The organism is Methylobacterium sp. Leaf361, from assembly GCF_001424445.1.
Classification (GTDB): Bacteria; Pseudomonadota; Alphaproteobacteria; order Rhizobiales; family Beijerinckiaceae; genus Methylobacterium.
Map to the genome: position 1 here is coordinate 1 of NZ_LMPY01000001.1, position 17,608 is coordinate 17,608.

The 17,608-nt window shown below is 67.9% G+C and carries 21 protein-coding genes and 4 pseudogenes; 12 read left to right on the forward strand and 13 right to left on the reverse strand.

Annotated features, from left to right (window positions below):
• The first annotated feature begins 406 nt into the window (after nt 1-406).
• Both ASG32_RS00010 and ASG32_RS00015 read left to right on the forward strand, forming a co-directional pair.
• Nucleotides 407-1,903, forward strand: coding sequence for an HWE histidine kinase domain-containing protein (locus ASG32_RS00010; RefSeq protein WP_056521118.1), 1,497 nt, complete (start codon nt 407-409; stop codon nt 1,901-1,903).
• Nucleotides 1,904-1,935: 32 nt separating this feature from the next.
• Nucleotides 1,936-2,307 (forward strand): response regulator, encoded by a 372-nt coding sequence (locus ASG32_RS00015; protein ID WP_056521122.1) that lies wholly within the window; start codon nt 1,936-1,938, stop codon nt 2,305-2,307.
• Between the two features lie 38 nt (nt 2,308-2,345).
• On the opposite strand, the gene ASG32_RS33640 is transcribed toward ASG32_RS00015, so the two are convergent.
• Together ASG32_RS33640 and ASG32_RS32030 are read right to left on the reverse strand one after the other, a co-directional pair.
• Nucleotides 2,346-2,639 carry a response regulator gene (locus ASG32_RS33640; protein ID WP_056521125.1) on the reverse strand — a complete coding sequence of 98 codons (294 nt, stop codon included), beginning with the start codon at nt 2,637-2,639 and terminating at the stop codon, nt 2,346-2,348.
• A 121-nt stretch (nt 2,640-2,760) separates the two neighbouring features.
• The gene (locus tag ASG32_RS32030) at nt 2,761-2,949 is read right to left on the reverse strand and encodes a DUF3606 domain-containing protein (RefSeq protein WP_082557719.1); all 189 of its coding nucleotides are present in this window, start codon (nt 2,947-2,949) and stop codon (nt 2,761-2,763) included.
• A gap of 489 nt (nt 2,950-3,438) precedes the next feature.
• On the opposite strand from ASG32_RS32030, the gene ASG32_RS00025 reads away from it, so the two are divergent.
• The 4 genes from ASG32_RS00025 (at nt 3,439) to ASG32_RS00040 (ending at nt 4,752) form a co-directional block, all read left to right on the forward strand.
• Nucleotides 3,439-3,648, forward strand: coding sequence for a cold-shock protein (locus ASG32_RS00025; RefSeq protein ID WP_056521128.1), 210 nt, complete (start codon nt 3,439-3,441; stop codon nt 3,646-3,648).
• Between the two features lie 104 nt (nt 3,649-3,752).
• A complete protein-coding gene (locus ASG32_RS00030; protein ID WP_056521129.1) occupies nt 3,753-4,115 on the forward strand; it encodes a DUF6481 family protein in 363 nt (120 codons plus the stop codon).
• 43 nt (nt 4,116-4,158) lie between these two features.
• Entirely contained in the window at nt 4,159-4,356 is a 198-nt protein-coding gene (locus tag ASG32_RS00035) for a hypothetical protein (RefSeq protein ID WP_056521132.1), read from the forward strand.
• A 120-nt stretch (nt 4,357-4,476) separates the two neighbouring features.
• Entirely contained in the window at nt 4,477-4,752 is a 276-nt protein-coding gene (locus ASG32_RS00040; RefSeq protein WP_244491774.1) for a hypothetical protein, read from the forward strand.
• 51 nt (nt 4,753-4,803) lie between these two features.
• On the opposite strand, the gene ASG32_RS00045 is transcribed toward ASG32_RS00040, so the two are convergent.
• Entirely contained in the window at nt 4,804-5,772 is a 969-nt protein-coding gene (locus tag ASG32_RS00045) for an alpha/beta hydrolase (RefSeq protein WP_056521135.1), read from the reverse strand.
• Between the two features lie 561 nt (nt 5,773-6,333).
• Nucleotides 6,334-6,696: a hypothetical protein gene (locus ASG32_RS00050; RefSeq protein ID WP_056521137.1), complete on the reverse strand. Its 363-nt coding sequence runs from the start codon at nt 6,694-6,696 to the stop codon at nt 6,334-6,336.
• Between the two features lie 480 nt (nt 6,697-7,176).
• Between ASG32_RS00050 and ASG32_RS00055 the strand changes: the two genes are divergently transcribed.
• The gene (locus ASG32_RS00055; protein ID WP_056521140.1) at nt 7,177-7,443 is read left to right on the forward strand and encodes a hypothetical protein; all 267 of its coding nucleotides are present in this window, start codon (nt 7,177-7,179) and stop codon (nt 7,441-7,443) included.
• A 356-nt stretch (nt 7,444-7,799) separates the two neighbouring features.
• Here ASG32_RS00055 and ASG32_RS00060 read toward each other — a convergent pair whose 3' ends face one another.
• Nucleotides 7,800-8,021: a hypothetical protein gene (locus tag ASG32_RS00060; RefSeq protein ID WP_056521144.1), complete on the reverse strand. Its 222-nt coding sequence runs from the start codon at nt 8,019-8,021 to the stop codon at nt 7,800-7,802.
• A 79-nt stretch (nt 8,022-8,100) separates the two neighbouring features.
• Nucleotides 8,101-8,283: a hypothetical protein gene (locus tag ASG32_RS00065; RefSeq protein WP_056521147.1), complete on the reverse strand. Its 183-nt coding sequence runs from the start codon at nt 8,281-8,283 to the stop codon at nt 8,101-8,103.
• A gap of 512 nt (nt 8,284-8,795) precedes the next feature.
• Between ASG32_RS00065 and groES the strand changes: the two genes are divergently transcribed.
• From groES to ASG32_RS32040, 5 genes and pseudogenes are all read left to right on the forward strand, one after another.
• Nucleotides 8,796-9,083: a co-chaperone GroES gene (groES, locus tag ASG32_RS00070; RefSeq protein WP_056521150.1), complete on the forward strand. Its 288-nt coding sequence runs from the start codon at nt 8,796-8,798 to the stop codon at nt 9,081-9,083.
• Between the two features lie 100 nt (nt 9,084-9,183).
• Nucleotides 9,184-9,630 (forward strand): annotated as a pseudogene (locus ASG32_RS32035) (TCP-1/cpn60 chaperonin family protein); the annotation flags it as partial.
• Between the two features lie 99 nt (nt 9,631-9,729).
• A pseudogene (groEL, locus tag ASG32_RS34810) lies at nt 9,730-9,934 on the forward strand (chaperonin GroEL); the annotation flags it as partial.
• 1 nt (nt 9,935) lies between these two features.
• Nucleotides 9,936-10,865 (forward strand): annotated as a pseudogene (locus tag ASG32_RS00080) (TCP-1/cpn60 chaperonin family protein); the annotation flags it as partial.
• Nucleotide 10,866: 1 nt separating this feature from the next.
• A pseudogene (locus tag ASG32_RS32040) lies at nt 10,867-11,203 on the forward strand (TCP-1/cpn60 chaperonin family protein); the annotation flags it as partial.
• Nucleotides 11,204-11,303: 100 nt separating this feature from the next.
• On the opposite strand, the gene ASG32_RS00085 reads toward ASG32_RS32040, so the two are convergent.
• The 7 genes from ASG32_RS00085 to ASG32_RS00115 form a co-directional block, all read right to left on the reverse strand.
• Entirely contained in the window at nt 11,304-11,594 is a 291-nt protein-coding gene (locus tag ASG32_RS00085) for a hypothetical protein (RefSeq protein ID WP_244491748.1), read from the reverse strand.
• Nucleotides 11,595-11,889: 295 nt separating this feature from the next.
• Complete coding sequence (fae, locus tag ASG32_RS00090) at nt 11,890-12,402, reverse strand: 5,6,7,8-tetrahydromethanopterin hydro-lyase (protein WP_012317540.1); 513 nt, start codon at nt 12,400-12,402, stop codon at nt 11,890-11,892.
• Nucleotides 12,403-12,640: 238 nt separating this feature from the next.
• Complete coding sequence (locus ASG32_RS00095) at nt 12,641-13,480, reverse strand: triphosphoribosyl-dephospho-CoA synthase (protein WP_056521157.1); 840 nt, start codon at nt 13,478-13,480, stop codon at nt 12,641-12,643.
• Nucleotides 13,477-14,385, reverse strand: a complete 909-nt coding sequence (locus ASG32_RS00100; protein ID WP_020091842.1) for a RimK family alpha-L-glutamate ligase — start codon at nt 14,383-14,385, stop codon at nt 13,477-13,479. The genes ASG32_RS00095 and ASG32_RS00100 overlap by 4 nt, the downstream gene beginning before the upstream one ends.
• 110 nt (nt 14,386-14,495) lie before the next feature.
• Nucleotides 14,496-15,470 carry a methenyltetrahydromethanopterin cyclohydrolase gene (gene mch, locus ASG32_RS00105; RefSeq protein WP_020091841.1) on the reverse strand — a complete coding sequence of 325 codons (975 nt, stop codon included), beginning with the start codon at nt 15,468-15,470 and terminating at the stop codon, nt 14,496-14,498.
• A complete protein-coding gene (locus ASG32_RS00110; protein ID WP_056522179.1) occupies nt 15,467-16,618 on the reverse strand; it encodes an ATP-grasp domain-containing protein in 1,152 nt (383 codons plus the stop codon). The genes mch and ASG32_RS00110 overlap by 4 nt, the downstream gene beginning before the upstream one ends.
• 22 nt (nt 16,619-16,640) lie before the next feature.
• The gene (locus tag ASG32_RS00115; protein ID WP_056521160.1) at nt 16,641-17,534 is read right to left on the reverse strand and encodes an NAD(P)-dependent methylenetetrahydromethanopterin dehydrogenase; all 894 of its coding nucleotides are present in this window, start codon (nt 17,532-17,534) and stop codon (nt 16,641-16,643) included.
• Nucleotides 17,535-17,608 lie beyond the last annotated feature (74 nt).

The following is a 17,608-nucleotide window of genomic DNA, read 5'->3' on the forward strand; positions in this document are numbered from 1 at the left end:
CATCGCCACCCGCTACGAGAAGCGGGCTGCCAACTACCTCGCCATGGTCACCCTCGGCATGACCATGCTCTGGCTCACATGAGTTTGCAGAGACGCCCTAGACATGCCCGTGCAGGTCAGTGTCGATGGATAGCAGCTCGGCGCGGGCCTATCATGCCCGCCTTGCCCGGCCTCGGAAAGCCGCCGCGCCGGATCGGCGCAGATCGCAGGATCACGGCCCCAACCGCCTGCGGCATTCGGATGCCCGAGGCGCCAATTCCGTTCCGAGGGGGCCGTAGCCGGCGCCACGATGAGCGGGTGACGATTGCCGGGTGGCGTAGATCGCAATTTCTGGCTACGGGTACTCATCACCCCTACACACACCAATGCGATGAATGACCCAGCCGGGCATGCGCGAAAAGCCGCTTTGAGCGGCTACGACATCCTCCAGTCGCCCGCGGAGCCCGGCTTCGACGATCTCGTCGCCCTCGCCACCCAGATCTGCGATACGCCCGTCGGCCTCATCAGCTTCGTGGCCAGCGACCGCCAGTGGTTCAAGGCCCGGATCGGGTTTGCCCCCTGCGAGACGCCGCTCAGCCAATCCATCTGTGCCCACGCCCTCGCCGAGCGGGATATCCTCATCATCCCGGACCTGACGCAGGACCTCCGCACCCGTGACAACACGCTGGTGACCGGAGAGCCGTTCATCCGCTTCTACGCGGGCGCCGTGCTGACGGCGACCAACGGAATCGCGATCGGCACGCTGTGCGTGATCGACAACGAGCCCCGGCCGGAGGGCCTCACCCCGCAACAGGCGTCCGGCCTGCAGGCGCTCGCCCGTCAGGTGATGACCCAGCTCGAGTTGCGGCGGGCCATCCGGGAACGGGATCGCGCGCTCACCACCTCCGACGAGGCGCGCGACGCGCTGCAGATCAGCGAGGAGCGCTTCCGGCTTTCCTCGCGCGCCACGACGGATGTGATGTGGGATTGGGATCGCGAGGGCGATACCTTTCACTGGGACGATGCCCTCACCCGCGTCTACGGCTACGTGGCCTCGACCGTCACACCGACGGCCGCATGGTGGTTTGAGCACATTCATCCGGAGGATCGGGAGCGCGTCCGTCAGAAGGTCCTCAGCGCTACCGAGGTGGGCCCGCGTTGGGCCGACGCGTACCGGTTTCAGCGCGCGGACGGCACGTATGCCGACGTGCTCAATCAGGCGTTCCTGGTCCGAAGCAAGGCCGGACGCGTCATGCGCATGACAGGCGTCATGCTGGACAACAGCGCGCGGGCGGCGGCGGACCAGCACCAGAGCCTGCTCAACCATGAACTCAGCCATCGGCTGAAGAACACCCTTGCCATCGTCCAGGCCATCGCGGCGCAGACCCTGCGCAACGCCGCCAGCTTGGACAGCGCGCGCGACGCCCTGCTGCAGCGCCTGATCGCCCTCGGTAAGGCCCACGACATTCTCCTGGCGAGCAACACCGAGCAGGCCGGGATGGAGGCCGTCATCCGGGGGGCGCTGGCTCTGCACGACAACCAGCAGGCGGGGCGGTTCCGGATCGAGGGACCGCCGCTCGAGATCGGCCCCAAGGCCGCGCTGGCTCTCGCGCTCATGATCCACGAATTGGCGACGAACGCTGCCAAGTACGGGGCGCTCTCGACCGAGGCCGGGCACATCGGCATCCGCTGGCAGATCGAGGCGGCGGGCGACGATCCGCAGCTGCGGCTGTGCTGGACTGAATCGGGCGGGCCGCCGGTCTCGACACCGTCGCGCACGGGCTTCGGAACCCGTCTGATCGAGCGCGGTCTCGCCGGGACCATCGGTGGGACCGTGAGGCTGGTGTACCAGCCGAGCGGCGTCACGTGTGATCTCGTGGCGCCCGTCGCAGGGTTTCAAGAAAAGACGGAGATTTTAAATTGAACGAAAACCGATCCGCGTGCTTGCTCTAAGCCATGAACAAAATCATTTCGAAGCCAACCGCGCTGATCGTCGAGGATGAAAACATCACGCGGATGGAGACCATGGATGTCTTCGCCGATGCAGGCTTCGACGTGATCGAGGCCTGGACTGGCGACATGGCCCTGCACCTGCTTGGTAGACTCCCGACGATCCAGCTGGTGTTCACCGACGTGCGCATGCCCGGTCGGGTCGATGGCATTCGCTTGGCGCAGCTGATCGCGGAGCGTTGGCCGGAGACCGCCGTGATGGTCTGCTCCGGCCCACTCGCGTTCCGGCCGAGAACCCTGCCCGACAAGGCGCGGTTTTTTCCCAAGCCGTTCAGTCTGAACGAGGTCTCGGCGACGGCCCTGGCGTTGGTGGCCTGAGACCGGCCGCTCCGCGCAGCAGTGTCGGCCGCACCGGCCTAGATGCCGCTGCCCTGTTCGGACAGGAGATCGAAGATGTTGCCGGTGAGCGCATGGAGCGCGCACGGCTTGGATACGAAACGTGCTCCGTCCGGCAGATCGGTGCCCTTGGGATTGTTCCGATCGGACAGCACCAGCAGCCTGATCTCGGGCCACCGCGCCGCGACGAGCTTCGCCAACTGATACCCGTTCAATTCGCTGCCGGGCATATCGACGTCGCTGATCAGGACGCGCACGTCGGTACGGGTCGAGAGAAGGTCGACCGCCTGCTCGGAGTTGCAAGCCTCGAACACGATGAGTCCAGCGGCGCCAGCGCCCCGGCCATGTCCATCAGCTGCACCGGATCGTCGTCGACGATCAGGATGCCGAGCTGGTGCGGGGCTAACGGAGCCCTCTGGCGCGTGGTGAGGGCCGTCATGAGCCGGACGGCCCGCCAAGATGACTCGTGAGGGTCGTGATGCGGGAACCCACCAGTCTCGCCGCCTTGCGCAGTTGCCCCTCCGTAATCGCGAAGCGTTCGGCCCACGCGGCTCGAACGACCCGATCATTGATATCGATGTGCGTGGCGGCTCGGCTGGGTAAGGTTTTTTTGACGAACGACATGCGCTCTTGCTTCGCGTCTTCTCGTCGAAGAACGCGCCTCAGATGCTCAGTGGGATGGATATTTGCCAACGCGGGACGGTGTGTAAGGTTGCCTTGTCTCGCGGGTGGACGGTGTCTGCGGCAGGATGGGAAGGCTCCACCGCCGCGGGACCGATGATCTTCCGGCGCGACGCTGCGATGCGCCAGAAGCCCGAGTTCTACCGCGGTCGGACAGCTGCAGATCAATGATCCTGTCGCCGGTTTTAGTCTTCTCTGGCGCGCGCACGATATCGCGGCGCGGGGCGCTAATTTTTGTCCGAGCCACATTAATGGTTGTGATGATCTCTCCGATGGCGTAGAGATGATAAATCGACTTTTGGCCAGATATTCCAGCCGTCTCGCCTGAACAGGGCGAACGCTCTGCATCTCTCCCATTTTCGACGACCAGAGACCGGGCGCGCGTGATGCGCGCTCGGCCCGATTTCTTGCCTGTATAGATATGGAATACCTATGAGCATCGGCACCGTTAAGTGGTTCAACGACACCAAGGGTTTCGGCTTCATCCAGCCGGATGATGGCGGCAAGGACGTGTTCGTCCACATCTCCGCCGTCGAGCGCGCCGGCATGCGCAACTTGGCCGAAGGTCAGAAGATCTCCTACGAGATGGAGTCCGACCGTCGCACCGGTAAGCAGTCGGCCGGCAACCTTCAGGCCGCCTGAGCCTCGCTGGTACGACCGACGATTTTCGAAGCCGTTCCCTCGGGAGCGGCTTCATCTGTTTCTCGCCGCCTTGGCTGAGTCGGGGCGGACAAAAAGGAATTTCCGTGGGTCAGTTCAAAACAGACCAGCTCGTCGATCGTCTCGAAGCGACGGCCAAAGCGCGGCAGGCTACGCTGGCCCGCTTCCGGGCTCGTCCTGCGGCCGATGATCCGGTCGTCCTCGCCCGCCAAGCGGCGCGGCACACGGTCGTCCAGGCCCGGGACGTGCGGGCGAGCGAGCGGGAGATCGCTCGGCTGGCCGCCGAGGCTGACCGTGAGGCTGCAGCGTTGGCCGCAAAGGAGCGCGCCGAAGCGGAGATCGCCCGTCAGATAGCCGAGAAGGCAGCGCGGCAGGCTGACCTCGCCGCCGAGCAGAAGGCCGCGCGCGACGCACGCTTCGCGGCTCGCAAGGCGCGAGCCCGTCGGTAGGCCGGACTCAGCCTGCAGTACCCGTCACCCAGGAGGACGACCCATGTCGCACAAGTTCAAGATCGGTCAGCATGTCCGGCAGCTGGGGCTCAGCTACGCAGGCAATAAGAGCATCGTCGACGGCCTCTTCGAGGTTGTTCGCCTCACGCCGGACGACCGTTCCGGCGAGCCGACTTACCGGATCAGGTCCGCCAGCGGCGAGCGTGCCGTGCGGGAAGGCGAACTCACCCACGCATCCTGATCGGTTTCGGCCGGTCGGATCAGTGCGTGCAGAGGGCGCGTCCTGTGACGGCTCTCCGTCGGGACTCTCAGGACCGGCGGAGATGCCGCGGGCAGTCTGGAATCAAGTTTGTTGAACGCCATGATGACGAACACGAATGCGCATTCGGCCGACGCGGCGATGATTGAACCCAACCAGACGGCCTTCATCCTCAAGGTGACGCGACCTGACGAGGCCGAGTTGTCGGGGCAATTGGCGATGTTCTACGTCGCCATCACCACCTCCGAGGACGAGGCGCTGGCCATCGTGCGCCGCGCGGTGAAGGGGGATGCCGATGTCGAGCCGACGGGCGTCCGCCTCTCGCAACAGACGGCCAACGCACTCGCTCTGGAAGCAGGCTTCGCGCGGGCTCTGTGACATCACCGCCAGTCCGACTTCGGCGACGCCGGGATCCGAACCGGCCACTCCTCAGGCGGCGACGCGAACCCGCTTCGAAGCCTGGTCGATGGCTGCGATGACCGCGTCCGGTGCCAGATGCTGGATCATGTGGCCCAGGCCGGGCACGACGATGAGGTGACTGTCGGGCAGTTCGCCGTGCAGGCGCTTCGACTGCCGATCGACATCGGCGATCTGATCGGCTCCGCCCACGATGATCACCACCGGGAGCCTCAGGTCGCGGTAGTGCTTCTGAAGCTCGGCCGCCGACGGCGTCATCAACGCGGCGTCCTCTGCTGACGCCCGCAGCTGGATCGGCCGCAGCATCATGGCCTTCGGGAACCCTCGGTCGAAACGCTCCGTGACGGCGGCCGGCGCGAACATGGCCTTGAGCAGGGCGGGCTGCAGGATCCGACCGATCACGGGCGAGATCGAGTGGCGCATCAGGTCCCCGATGCCGGGGAGCGCCACCGGGGACGCGAGCACCACATCGGCGCGCAGCGTCGGGTAATAATACCCGGACGCCAAGACGAGGCTGCGCACGAGCTGCGGGGCCTGTAGCGCGAGGGCGACCGCGACCAAAGCCCCCCAGGAGTGTCCGAGGACGACGGCTTGGGCAACGCCGAGCTGCTGAAGCGCCTTCTGGAACAGCGTCGCGTGAGTGCGCGGCGTCCAGAGCCCGCGCGGGCGGTCGCTGTAGCCGTAACCGGGTCGGTCGAAGATGATGACGCGGTGGCGCTCAGCCAGATCGTCGACGATGCCGCTGACGAGAAAGTCCTGGATCATCATGCCGTTGCCGTGAATCAGCACCAGCGGCTCGCCGTCCCCCCGCTCGACGTAGTGCAGGCGCACGCCATCCACGGTGAGGAACGCGCCGATCGGTGGCGTCCGTCGCTCGGCCTGCTTCGCCTGAGCGGCCGCATAGAGGGCGGACGCTCCCAGCGCGGTCGCGGAGCCGAGCAGGGTCGGAAGCAGCCACGCTGTTCTTGAACGGCCTGTCATGGGATTGATCCTGTTCACTGGAATGGGGCGTGCCTTCCGATTGCCGAGGGACGGCGAGTCCCCTTCCCACCACGGGAAGAGGCGCCGGTCCGCCGTTTCCGACGCGGCAGGCGATCGGTGTCGGCAGGATGACGCCGGCTGGGCACTTAGTCGGCGCCGCCATACGGCACGCGGGACGCGTCGGTCTCGGCGCAGCTCCCGCCGGTCTCACTCGGACAGGTTGAAGGCTCTGACATGCCCGGCGGAGCGATGACCCAGTTGGAGGCACGACCGTAGCGGTTGCGGCGCCTATCGCGCGCCCTGCCAACGCACCGTCATCCGACGAAGGGCTAAATCGCCATTCGTCTCCGAAGCGCCCTCCGAATCGAAGGATCGGGCCGACTGGCGCACGATCACATCGTCCCGCGTGATCGACCAGTCGAACCGGCCGGGCTCCTTCGCCGATGGCATGACCTGTAACTTGTGGGGATTGGATCTGAAAACGATCATCTGATCTGTTCAATGCTCCCATAAGAACCGTTTATTAATCTTCCAGGACCGCTATTATAAGTCCTTTGGCAGTCACGCCGACGGCGCCTGACTTGTTTCAGTCGCGGAGGCGGACGCATGCTTCCATGCCTCGACGCTGGCTGCCGTGCTCGCCAGTTGCGACGCCAAGTATCGCAGCGCTTCCGTGCAACGACCGTCTTCGCGGCGCACATCAGCAGCGCGAGCCCGATCGTCGCTCGCCGCGACAAGCGAGTCCGCAACGAGCGTTAGTCGTTCGGCGACGCGACGCATCGATTGCGGCCCGGTGAAGCTGGTCCGCGCATCGGTGGCGACGGCCTGAATCAGACTTCCAAGATCAGGCTCGAGAATCATCTCCCAGTGCTGGGCATAATTTGACGCCATCATCTGGCACTTGGTGAACCAGCTGAACTCCAAGCCTGTAAGTCTAGGTTGAGCCATAACGCACTCCTTGCTGGACGGGCTGAATTCACGCGCATGCAGACAGCCGACGTCCGCTGTCCTGCCAAAGCGCCGGCCGATGACGTCACCGTTTGCTCAGGTGGCCAGGTCGACTGGCGACGTAGAGCCGCTCCATCATGTCGAGGGTCGTCCCCGAGATTCGCCATGCCGGGAACTCAGCGCATCACCTGCTGACTGACGTCAGCACGCGACAGGACCCGCGTCCGTCCGACGACACAGTCGCGCGTCGCAGCGATCGCCCGCAGGATGCGGCGACTCTCATAAGATGATGTGTCGAAAATATTTTACCAGATCAAATAAATATAAATCTGGCGATTTATCGCATATTAGAAATTTTATCCGGGAAAACATGAAACAGGCGCCGATCTGAACGAAATAACGTTCTCGGCGTTTTCAGTACTCGAGCTTCCGTTGCTGCCGTCAAGGAGATCCGCCATGCTCAATCAGAAACGTTTTGGGCGCAAAATATCGATCCCCTCGACGATGGAGATCAAGCGCGATCTGATGGACATGGCGCATGCGGACACGATCGTGAAGTCCTTCAAGAGTCGTGGCCTTACCAGGGACGAATTCGGGGAAGTGGTTTCGGGCCTGGTCGCTGATGGTCTGCTTTCGCTGGAGCGAGCTCAGGTATTGACCCTCCGCTTCGAGCGCACAGACCCCCAAAGCCCAAGTCTCGTGGATGATCGTGACGCTCGATGATCTGGGAAAGCGACAGCGAAGTGGCTTGGAGATGCGTGCCGCGGATGGCTCTGTCGGCGAACGCCTCGGCAGACTGTGGCGCAGTCTCGTGAGCTGACGCTTGTCGCCAGCCCCCACGGGAAGTGTCGGCGGGCGGTGCCGTGCAGGCCACGTTTTTGCCGAGGGCTCGAATAAGGGTCCGATCGCGGGCAGCATGACCGCCCAAGGCAACGGCACGTGACACGCATCGTGAGGATTGGTCCTGTGCCATTGTCGGGGCCCCAGCCGCCGACCTGCCGTTGTGCACGGACGAGACGCGCTTGGCCGAGGGGCGGGGGGATGAACGCGGCATCGGCATATCTGCCGGCTCGGCTTGATCAGGCCAGGATGACCTCGATTAAATGGCGGTTCGCCCAGATGGACGTGATGGTCCGGTCGATCTCCCGCAGAAGCAGTTCCGCGGCGGCTCGGGTCTCCGGGCTATTGAGCGGGCCGGCGACGATCCGTGCCTGCTGGGCCCGGCGCAACTCGGCCGCGGCGAGGTCCTGTTCCGCCTGTGTAAGGATGTCCCGGAGGTAGGCGTCGGGCAGTGTCGGCATGGTGGCAGCCTCCCGTCCATGACATGGATCCCGCCGCGCGACCCGGTCACGGGCAACGCGGCTTCGACGAGCCCTCAGGTCAGACGGTGAAGATCTGCAGGAGAACTCCGAGGCTTCCCAAAGCCGCAGTGCTGATCCCACAGACGAGGACGATATCCCCGCTCGCTATGTGCTTCGACACCGGTGCAAACCGGTAGGCTGCCGACGTCAGCGCGATGCCGAGCAACGCAATCGCCAGAGCGACGGTCATCAGAATTGTCATGACAATGATCCTTGTCCGCCAGCGGCGGGACTGACCATCGCGCGGACAAGTGTAACGTGTGAAAGAGACGAAATATCCGTCTGCCACCGTCCAGATTTTCGATTGTCAAAACTCTTGGCGATTTCAGGCGAGACAGCTGCTTTTCACGGTGAAATCGTCGCTGGTCGGCGGAGCGGTGGCCTGACTGATCGTCTTGCCATCCTCCAACACAGTCCTGCTTGAGCGGCCCGATCAGGGCGGACGATCGCGCAGGTTGATCCGCGCGGCGCGGAGATCGGTCGATCGACGCAGGCGGTTCGAATCCGCTGTCCCTCGCTGAAGGGGCCGTTTAGGCGTTTTGCCCCGGCTTCCGGATGAGCGGGGCCCGCTGTCCCATCATAAGATTAGCACTTCCATGCGGCGAGTGCTAACAGTCGGTCGATCAAGCGGCGAAACAATCTCGCCGGTCTCTGTCCCGCGACAGCGCCAATCACCGCGGTTGGATCTCGCTTGGGAACGATCAGGATCTCACAATGAAATTCCGTCCGCTGCACGACCGCGTGGTGCTCCGTCGCATCGAAGGCGAGGAGAAGACCAAGGGCGGGATCATCATCCCCGATACGGTCAAGGAGAAGCCGCAGGAGGGCGAGGTCGTCGCTGTGGGGCCCGGTGCACGCGACGAGGCCGGCAAGATCAACGCGCTCGATGTCAAGGCGGGGGACCGTGTGCTGTTCGGCAAATGGTCCGGCACCGAGGTCAAGATTGACGGCCAGGACCTCCTGATCATGAAGGAATCCGACATCCTGGGCATCGTCGCCTAGCCTCGATCAGGCCGTTCGCGGCCTCGAACGACGACCTTCCCGTCGAGGCGCCCGCTGTGGCGTGCCTTGGGGCCAGACGACAGATGATGAGCGCACCACCATGTCCGCCAAAGATGTTCGCTTTTCGGTTGATGCTCGCGAGGGGATGCTGCGCGGTGTCGAGCTGCTCGCCAGCGCAGTGAAGGTGACGCTGGGCCCGAAGGGCCGCAACGTCGTGATCGAGAAGAGCTTCGGCGCCCCGCGCATCACCAAGGACGGTGTGACGGTCGCGAAGGAGATCGAGCTCGCCGACAAGTTCGAGAACATGGGCGCCCAGATGGTGCGCGAAGTGGCCTCGAAGTCGAGCGACACCGCCGGCGACGGCACCACCACGGCGACCGTTCTCGCGGCCTCCATCGTCCGAGAGGGCGTCAAGTACGTCGCCGCCGGCATGAACCCGATGGACCTGAAGCGCGGCATCGATCTGGCCGTGGCCGCGGTCGTGAAGGATATCGCGGGTCGCTCGCGGAAGGTCGCCTCGTCCGAGGAAATCGCCCAGGTCGGTACGATCTCCGCCAACGGCGACAAGGAGATCGGCGAGATGATCGCCCACGCCATGCAGAAGGTGGGCAACGAGGGCGTGATCACGGTCGAGGAGGCCAAGACNGATCTCCGCCAACGGCGACAAGGAGATCGGCGAGATGATCGCCCACGCCATGCAGAAGGTGGGCAACGAGGGCGTGATCACGGTCGAGGAGGCCAAGACGGCCGAGACCGAGCTCGACGTCGTCGAGGGCATGCAGTTCGACCGCGGCTACCTCTCCCCGTACTTCATCACGAACGCGGAGAAGATGGTCGCCGAGCTCGAGGACCACGATCTCCGCCAACGGCGACAAGGAGATCGGCGAGATGATCGCCCACGCCATGCAGAAGGTGGGCAACGAGGGCGTGATCACGGTCGAGGAGGCCAAGACCGCCGAGACCGAACTCGACGTCGTCGAGGGCATGCAGTTCGACCGCGGCTACCTCTCCCCGTACTTCATCACGAACGCGGAGAAGATGGTCGCCGAGCTCGAGGAYCCCTACATCCTSATCCACGAGAAGAAGCTCTCSTCGCTCCAGGCCATGCTGCCGGTGCTCGAGGCCGTCGTTCAGACCGGCAAGCCGCTCCTGATCATCGCCGAGGACATCGAGGGCGARGCTCTGGCCACCCTCGTCGTCAACAAGCTCCGCGGCGGCCTCAAGGTCGCGGCCGTCAAGGCGCCGGGCTTCGGTGACCGCCGGAAGGCGATGCTCGAGGACATCGCGATCCTGACCAAGGGYCAGATGATCGCCGAGGACCTCGGCATCAAGCTCGAGAACGTGACGCTCCCCATGCTCGGCCGCGCCAAGCGCGTGCGCATCGAGAAGGAGAACACCACGATCATCGACGGCGTCGTAGAAGCCCGGGATCGTCACCCGCCCGTCCGCGTCGGGCGGCGCGACCGAGGTCGAGGTGAAGGAGAAGAAGGACCGCGTCGACGACGCCCTCAACGCCACCCGCGCGGCGGTCGAGGAAGGCATCGTCCCGGGCGGCGGCACCGCGCTGCTGCGCGCCAAGAAGGCGGTCKCCGAGCTGAAGTCCGAGATCCCGGACGTGCAGGCCGGCATCAAGATCGTCCTGAAGGCGCTCGAGGCCCCGCTCCGCCAGATCGCCCAGAACGCGGGCGTGGAAGGCTCGATCGTGGTCGGCAAGATCACCGACAACACCTCCTCGGAGACCTTCGGCTTCAACGCCCAGACCGAAGAGTACGTCGACATGATNCGTCGGCCGCCTTCTACGGGGTCGGCGGCGCGCGCATCTCCTCCCAGGACGGCTGCACGCCCAGAACGCGGGCGTGGAAGGCTCGATCGTGGTCGGCAAGATCACCGACAACACCTCCTCGGAGACCTTCGGCTTCAACGCCCAGACCGAAGAGTACGTCGACATGATTCAGGCCGGCATCGTCGACCCGGCCAAGGTGGTGCGCACCGCCCTGCAGGACGCGGCCTCGGTCGCCGGCCTGCTGGTGACCACCGAGGCGATGGTCGCCGACGCGCCGAAGAAGGACAGCCCTGCTCCGGCCATGCCGGGCGGCGGCATGGGCGGCATGGACTTCTAAGTCCGAGCCATCCGCTGAGACGAAGGAAGGGGGTCGCCGCGAGGCGGCCCCTTTTCTCTTGGCGCCGGCCTGCCGCGGTGGCCCGCGGGGCGCAGGCCGGTCAGAGGCCGCGACGCGACGCTTCGGCCGCGAGACGCGCCCGCACGGTGGCGATCAAGGATTGCCGGACGCGCTCCGTCGCCTGGAACGGGATATCGAAGTTCAGGCTGTGGTAGATCAGGGATCGGATGCTGTCCTGATCGGGATCGTCCGCGCTTGTCTGCATGAAGTCGAGGATCCAGGCATGGATCGCCGCGTGGTCGGACGTGTCGGGATCCGCGGCGAGGACCAAGTGGCCGCCGTGAATCCAGTCATCGCGCAGGGTTGCGGACACTTCGTCCGATGCAGGCATGACCTCACCTCGCGGCTCTGCCCGGTGCGGCCGGGACGATAGAGTTTTCGCGCGCGCCGATCCCGTTCTCCACCAGCGACCGCGGAGCTTCGACGCCGCGTCACCTGTACGTCGGCGCCTCGCCCGGCCGCGATGTGGCGCGGCGGTCCGGGCGGTGGGCGATCAACAAAAAACGGGACGGCTCGCGCCGTCCCGTTCAGGGGCCTAATTATCGGCCAAGGAAGATCGAAGCCAGTCGCTGGAGCAGGCCCCGCGGTGCGGGCGGAGGCTCGCTCTGCCCAGGACCGTCCCCGATCTAAGCGTTGGCGGCGAAGGGGTGCTGCGCCGAGTTGCGCTGCTCGGTGACCGTCGAGGCCTTCGGCTCGCCGTTCACGGCGCGCTGGATCGACAGCTTGGTGGCCTCGTAGTTGTACTTCTGGATCTTGGCGTCGTCGGCCGCCTCCCAGTGGATGAACACGCCGACCAGGATGTACAGGTCGTCGGCCTCGTCCGCCGGGATGATGCCCTCGGCCACCGCGTCCTGCACGGCCTTGGCAACGCCGTGCTGGGCCGGGCCGAACATCTGGACGGCCTGACGGGCGTCGTTGATGGTGACCTTGTTGAACATCAGGGTGTTCGGCTTGCACGGCAGGTTCGGCGCGATGACCGCGAGCAGGCTGGTGAAGCCGTGCTTGTTGTTCACGAGGCCGTTGCAGAAAGCCGTCTCGGCCGGCGAACCGCGCGGTCCGATGATGAGGTCGATGTGGGCGACCTCGTTGCCGTCGCCGACGAGCGCTTCGCCGACCTGAACCTTGGTGATCTTCGCCATTCGGTGTCTCTCCCTGGATTCCGAAATAGAGCCGCGCGCCGGGCGGTGCCGCGGCCGGGAAGCCATCCTTGTTATCGGCGCCCGACCATGCCGGCCGAGCCGGTTGGGCCGAGCCGGTTGGGCCGGACAGCGCGGCGGACCCTACAGCGGGCCCCTGCGGCTCACAACCCGCGCAAGGCCCTGACACGAAGGAATTTCCATCCGCCCGGCGCTATGGACACCGGATCGTGCACGCGGCTCAGGCCAGCCGGGCGCCGGCGCCCGCGAGCGCGTCCCAGAACAGCGTCGCGACGGTGAAATCCGCGCTCGTGCCGGGATTGATCGACCGCGCCTTCAGCGACGCGTCGAGGGCCAGCAGCGCGTCGACCGGCCGCGCGGCGAGGTCGATCCCGGCGAGTGCCGCCTCGACTTCCCGGCGGACGCCCTCGGCCGCGGCCGCGCCGTGCTTGCGCGCGACGTGGCTGTCCGGGACGGCGCGCAGGAAGGCGAGGTGGATCGCGGTCGTGCACCAGGTCGGGTCGAGCCCGGCGGCGCGGGCCTCGCGCAGGGCCGCGAGCCCGATCGCCGGCACGTCCGCGAAAGCCGTGACGTAGGCGCGGGCGATCCGGTCCCGGTCGGCGGCCTCCGCCATGGCGTCGCGCAGTGCGCCGGGCGCCGCCTCGGCGACGTCGTGCCGGGCGGCCTCGCCGAGGCCGCCCGGATTCGCGCGGCGGATGCCCGCGAAGACGGCCTCCGAATCCGCGCCGTCCAGCGTGTCGAGCACCGCAGCGACGGTCCGATCCCCCTCGGCCGCGACCGCGAGCGGCGCGCAGAGCAGCAGGATGCCGAGATTGGTGTTCTGGCCCACCGCCGCCACGGTGGTGGCGACGCCGTCGCGGACCCGCGCCCCGACGCCCGCGCCCGCCCGGGCCAGGGGCGGGGCCGAGACGTCGGCGCTCGTGACGAAATCCGCCAGCACCATGCGGTGGCCGGGCGCGTAGGCGTGGACGTTGCCGGGCTTGAGGGCGTCGAGCTCCGCGAGGCAGGCCGCCCGGTAGAGCGTGCCGATCAGCGCCGCGTCGAGGCCGGTCCCGCTCATGCCACCACGAGCCGGGGGCGGCTGGCGCCGCGGGCCGCGGCGAGGAAGCCCCGCACCACCGCGGCCGCGATGTCGGCCTCGCAGACGGTCTGGAGCCCCGACCAGGCCGGCATGGAATTGACCTCGAGGACCGAGAACCCGCCCTCCCCGTCCTCGACGAGGTCGACGCCGGAATAGTCGACGCCGACCGCGGCGGCCGCCGCCTCGGCCAGCTCGGCGGCGGCGCGCGGCATCGCCCAGGGCAGCGGCCGGCCGCCCCTGTGGACGTTGGTGATCCAGCCGTCGCCCTCGCGGATCATGCCGGCGATCGCCCGTCCGTCGCAGACGAACACCCGGTAATCGCGCCACAGGCCGTCCCGGCGCGGCACGTAGCGCTGGAGGTAGTAGACCCGGGCCACCGCCTCCTCGTCGGGCAGGTCCTCCGGGCGCTCGATCAGGGCGAGCCCCTCCCCCTGCGAGCCGAACAGCGGCTTCAGGACCAGCGGCGCGCCCGGCCGCGCCTCGGCGGCGACCAGGGCCGCGGCCGCCTCGCGCTTCGAGAACACCCAGGTCGCCGGGGTCGGCAGGCCGGCCCGGTCGATCAGCAGCGAGGTCGCCGCCTTGTCGACCGAGCGCTCGATCGCGGTCGGCGCGTTCCAGACGGTGACCCCCGCGGCGACCAGGGCGTGCAGAACGCCCAGCCGCATCGTCGTCGCCTCGAAGGTGCCGCCCGCGATGGTCCGCATCAGCACGCCGTCCGGCAGGGCGTCGGCGAAGCCCGGCACGCGCAGCGGCTCGCCGCCGCCCGTGACCACAGCCACGTCGGCGAGGGAGAACAGCACCGGCTCGACGCCGCTCGCGCGCAGGGCCGCGAGGAGGCGGTTCTTGTGCCAGGTGCCGTTATCGGCCGCGAGCCCGATGCGCATGGGGGTCCTGATCGTCACGGGGCCGCCCGCCTCCGGGGCGGCCCGAGGTTCTGTCGCTCGGTGGATCGGACTGGGGGCCCCGCCGCGCGGGAGGGGCGCCCCGCGTGCCCTCAGGCGAAGGACGCGTCGACCAGCGTCGGCTCCAGGCGGCCGCCGCGGTAGGTCGCGCCGGAGCGCACCGACGTGACGATCGCCTCGGCCGGCGAGAACAGGGCGCCGTCGATCTTGTAGAAGTCGCCGTTCACCCGCGCGAAGATGTCGGCGAAGGGCGCGCCGTGGTCGCTCGAGGTCGTCGAGGGCAATTGCTCGGCGAGCTGCTTCGCGTCGGCATCGTCGGCGTCCACGAAGAGCTGGACCCGGCCGCCGTAGATGATCGCGTCGTTGGTCCGGCCCATGGCCTTGATGAAGTCCGGGTGCGGCGGCGACAGCGGCGCCGAGCCGATCCCGTCCACGATGGCGTGCAGGTCGAAGCCGACCGTGTGGGCCTTGTGGAGGGCGACCTCCAGGACGCGGGCCACGACCTGCGTGGAGCCGGCGAGGCTCTGGGTCGGCGCGAAGATGAAGGTCAGGTCCTCGGGCTTGAGGCCGGAGGCCTCCGCGACCTTGGCGACGACGCTCTCGGGCGGGCCGCCGGCCGCCTCCAGTACGAGGGCGGTCTTGGTGGCGGAATCGCGGAAGCCGAGTTCCTGGTACAGCTCCTCGACGGCCGCCACCGCGCGGCCCGGGCCCGAGCCGAGGGCGAAGAAGCCCGAATCCCCGGTCTCGTCGGCGAGGCTCCAGCCCGCGTACTGGCTGCCGAGGCAGGCGAGCACCGGGTCGGCGGAATGGACCGTCACCGAGTACGGCCAGGACGCGATCGGCCCGCTCGGCGCGATCGTGACGGTGCCGAGGCCGCCGAGGCAGATCTCGGCGATGCGCCGCCCGGCCTCGATCGAGCCCCGCGCCTGCGCGCCGGCATCGACCATGCGGGCGCCGCCGGCGGCCTGCGACACGGAGAGCCGCAGCGTCGCGGCGTCGGCCACGAGCCGCTCGACCAGGGGGCCGGAGAGCGCGTTGATGCTGGGATAGGACGGGCTGGCACTCATGACGGGGCTTCCTCGGGGTGTGTTTTCTTCGCCGCGCAGACGGCCCGCAGGTGTGCCGTCCGCGTTTCCAACAGGGCGAGCACCTCCGCCCGGTCCGCGCCTTCGGCCAGCACCGTGCAGAGCGGCGCGTCGCGGCGGACCGCCGAGCCGGGGCACGGGCGGTCGCGCACGCAGTCCGGCCAATCGAGGTCCGGCACAGGCGCAAGCTCACGGTCCGCGTAACAGATCTGCGCGGCCGCCGCACCCGCCGGATGCGGGCCGGGCTCCGGCATCGTGCCGAGGCACGCGGCGATGTGGGCCGCGAGCAGCGGCGTCCCGCGCCGGTCGAGGACGTCGAGGGTCGCGCCGGGCCTCGGGTTGATCTCCGTGAGCCACCACTCGGTCCCGTCGACCAGCAGGTCGGCGCTGGCGAGGCCGCGCAGGCCCGTCGCGGCGACGATCCGCTCGGTCCCGGCGGCGACGGCCTGCACGACGTGGGCGGGGAGCGCCGGGGATTCGCCGGCGCCGCGGGCGAGCGCCCCGGCGTAACGGAACGGCCGGATCGGCGACGGCGCGCACCATTGCTCGGTGACCGCGAGGACACGGATCGTTCGGCCGTCGGCGAGGACGTTCAGAGCGTGGGGCCGCCCCGGCACGCGCGCCTGGAGATAGTGGCCCGCCGGCGCGGGCGACCGGGTGGCCGGCCGGATGTGGCTACCGCCGGAACCCCCGATCCGCTTGACCAGCCAGCCCGCGGGGTCCGCCGGCGGCGCGGCCGCCACGGCCGGATGCGGCACGCCGAGGCGCGCGCACAGGGCCGCGAAGGCCACGGGATCCTTCAGGGCGGCGACGGTCCCGGCCGAGGCGCCGATGAGCCGGTGCCGCGCGGAGAGGCGCGCGATCAGGTCGGGGGCGTCCTCGAAGCCGCTGCCCAGGATCAGGCCGACCGGGTTCCCGGCCAGCGCCGCGAGGTCGTCGAGCGCCGCCAGGGTGGCGTCGGCGGCGGGGCCGGTGCCGAAGCGGCCCGGCAGTTGCCGGTAGGCCTCGGCCAGCGCGCGGGTATCGGAATCGCCGAACAGGTCGGCGACGTAGGGCCGAAGCCCCGCGCGCCGCGCCGCCTCGGCCAGGGCGCGCCCGGCCTGCGCGGCGATCAGGACCGCGTCCGCCATCGGCATCCGGTCCGGGAGCGGCCTAGCCGGCGATCTCCACGGCGAGCTCGTAGGCGTCGCGGAAGTCGAGGCACAGCGGCGTGTCGGAGGCGAGCATCCGGTCGAACAGGCGCCGCTGCGTCTTGTACTTCACGTCGCCGACGGCCAGCGCGCCGATACCGACCCCCTTGCCGGTGGGCAGCGCGACGTCCACCGCGTTGACGTCGATCCCCGCGATGCCGGCGGGCGGCACGGCGTTGACGTCGGACGCCACGAGCAGCTTCGGCGCGGATTTCAGATCCTCCGCGGTGAGGATCGGGATGCCCGCCGGGCCGGCCGAGAGGATGACGTCGGCGTCGCGGATAGCCGCGCGCCGGTCGTCGGGCGTCGTGCCGTCGACGGCGCCGACCTCGATGCCGAAGCGCCATTTCATCGTGAAGGCGATCTTCGAGACGCGCTCCTCGCCGTCGTGGCCGACCAGGACTGTGGTCGCGCCCTGCAGGGCGCCGATCACCGCGGCCACGTAGGCGACGACGCCCGCGCCGCCGAAGATCACGATGCGCTTGCCCTTGAGGTCGGTGTTGAACTTCTGCCGCAGGGCGCGGGAGACCTGCGCCACCATGGCGGCGCCGGTGGTGAACGAGCCCGCCGGGTCGGCGAAGACGTGGTTCACGAAGGGCGGCACGAAGGCCTTCTTGGCGCGGTCGACCATGTCGAGGGCGTCCTCGGCGTTCTTGCCGCCGATGAAGATGCCCGTCCGCGTCCCGTCGGCCGGCGACCGCGAGAAGATCGAATCCTGCGTCAGGGTGACGACGTCGGCGAGGCTGACCTCCGCGTAGGTCACCACCGTCTCGAAGCCGGCATCCACGGCCATGTTCACGTCGAACGGGCTCATGTGCCGGAGCGGCGTCAGCATGTGGAGGATCGAGCGGGCCATGGAATCCTCGTGCGGCGCGCGAGAAGAGAGGCGCCTTCCCTCCGTCCAAACCCGGAGCGGCGCCCCGGGTCAAG

Coding starts and splice junctions, on each gene's coding strand:
- ASG32_RS00115 (WP_056521160.1), bottom strand. CDS start 17,534: ATGGCCCGCTCGATCCTCCACATGCTGACGCCGCTCCGGCACATGAGC.
- ASG32_RS00045 (WP_056521135.1), bottom strand. CDS start 5,772: ATGACAGGCCGTTCAAGAACAGCGTGGCTGCTTCCGACCCTGCTCGGC.
- groES (WP_056521150.1), top strand. CDS start 8,796: ATGAAATTCCGTCCGCTGCACGACCGCGTGGTGCTCCGTCGCATCGAA.
- ASG32_RS00055 (WP_056521140.1), top strand. CDS start 7,177: ATGCTCAATCAGAAACGTTTTGGGCGCAAAATATCGATCCCCTCGACG.
- ASG32_RS00015 (WP_056521122.1), top strand. CDS start 1,936: ATGAACAAAATCATTTCGAAGCCAACCGCGCTGATCGTCGAGGATGAA.
- ASG32_RS00060 (WP_056521144.1), bottom strand. CDS start 8,021: ATGCCGACACTGCCCGACGCCTACCTCCGGGACATCCTTACACAGGCG.
- fae (WP_012317540.1), bottom strand. CDS start 12,402: ATGGCGAAGATCACCAAGGTTCAGGTCGGCGAAGCGCTCGTCGGCGAC.
- mch (WP_020091841.1), bottom strand. CDS start 15,470: ATGAGTGCCAGCCCGTCCTATCCCAGCATCAACGCGCTCTCCGGCCCC.
- ASG32_RS00110 (WP_056522179.1), bottom strand. CDS start 16,618: ATGGCGGACGCGGTCCTGATCGCCGCGCAGGCCGGGCGCGCCCTGGCC.
- ASG32_RS00085 (WP_244491748.1), bottom strand. CDS start 11,594: ATGCCTGCATCGGACGAAGTGTCCGCAACCCTGCGCGATGACTGGATT.
- ASG32_RS00100 (WP_020091842.1), bottom strand. CDS start 14,385: ATGCGCATCGGGCTCGCGGCCGATAACGGCACCTGGCACAAGAACCGC.
- ASG32_RS00040 (WP_244491774.1), top strand. CDS start 4,477: ATGATGACGAACACGAATGCGCATTCGGCCGACGCGGCGATGATTGAA.
- ASG32_RS00035 (WP_056521132.1), top strand. CDS start 4,159: ATGTCGCACAAGTTCAAGATCGGTCAGCATGTCCGGCAGCTGGGGCTC.
- ASG32_RS00065 (WP_056521147.1), bottom strand. CDS start 8,283: ATGACAATTCTGATGACCGTCGCTCTGGCGATTGCGTTGCTCGGCATC.
- ASG32_RS00025 (WP_056521128.1), top strand. CDS start 3,439: ATGAGCATCGGCACCGTTAAGTGGTTCAACGACACCAAGGGTTTCGGC.
- ASG32_RS00095 (WP_056521157.1), bottom strand. CDS start 13,480: ATGAGCGGGACCGGCCTCGACGCGGCGCTGATCGGCACGCTCTACCGG.
- ASG32_RS32030 (WP_082557719.1), bottom strand. CDS start 2,949: ATGTCGTTCGTCAAAAAAACCTTACCCAGCCGAGCCGCCACGCACATC.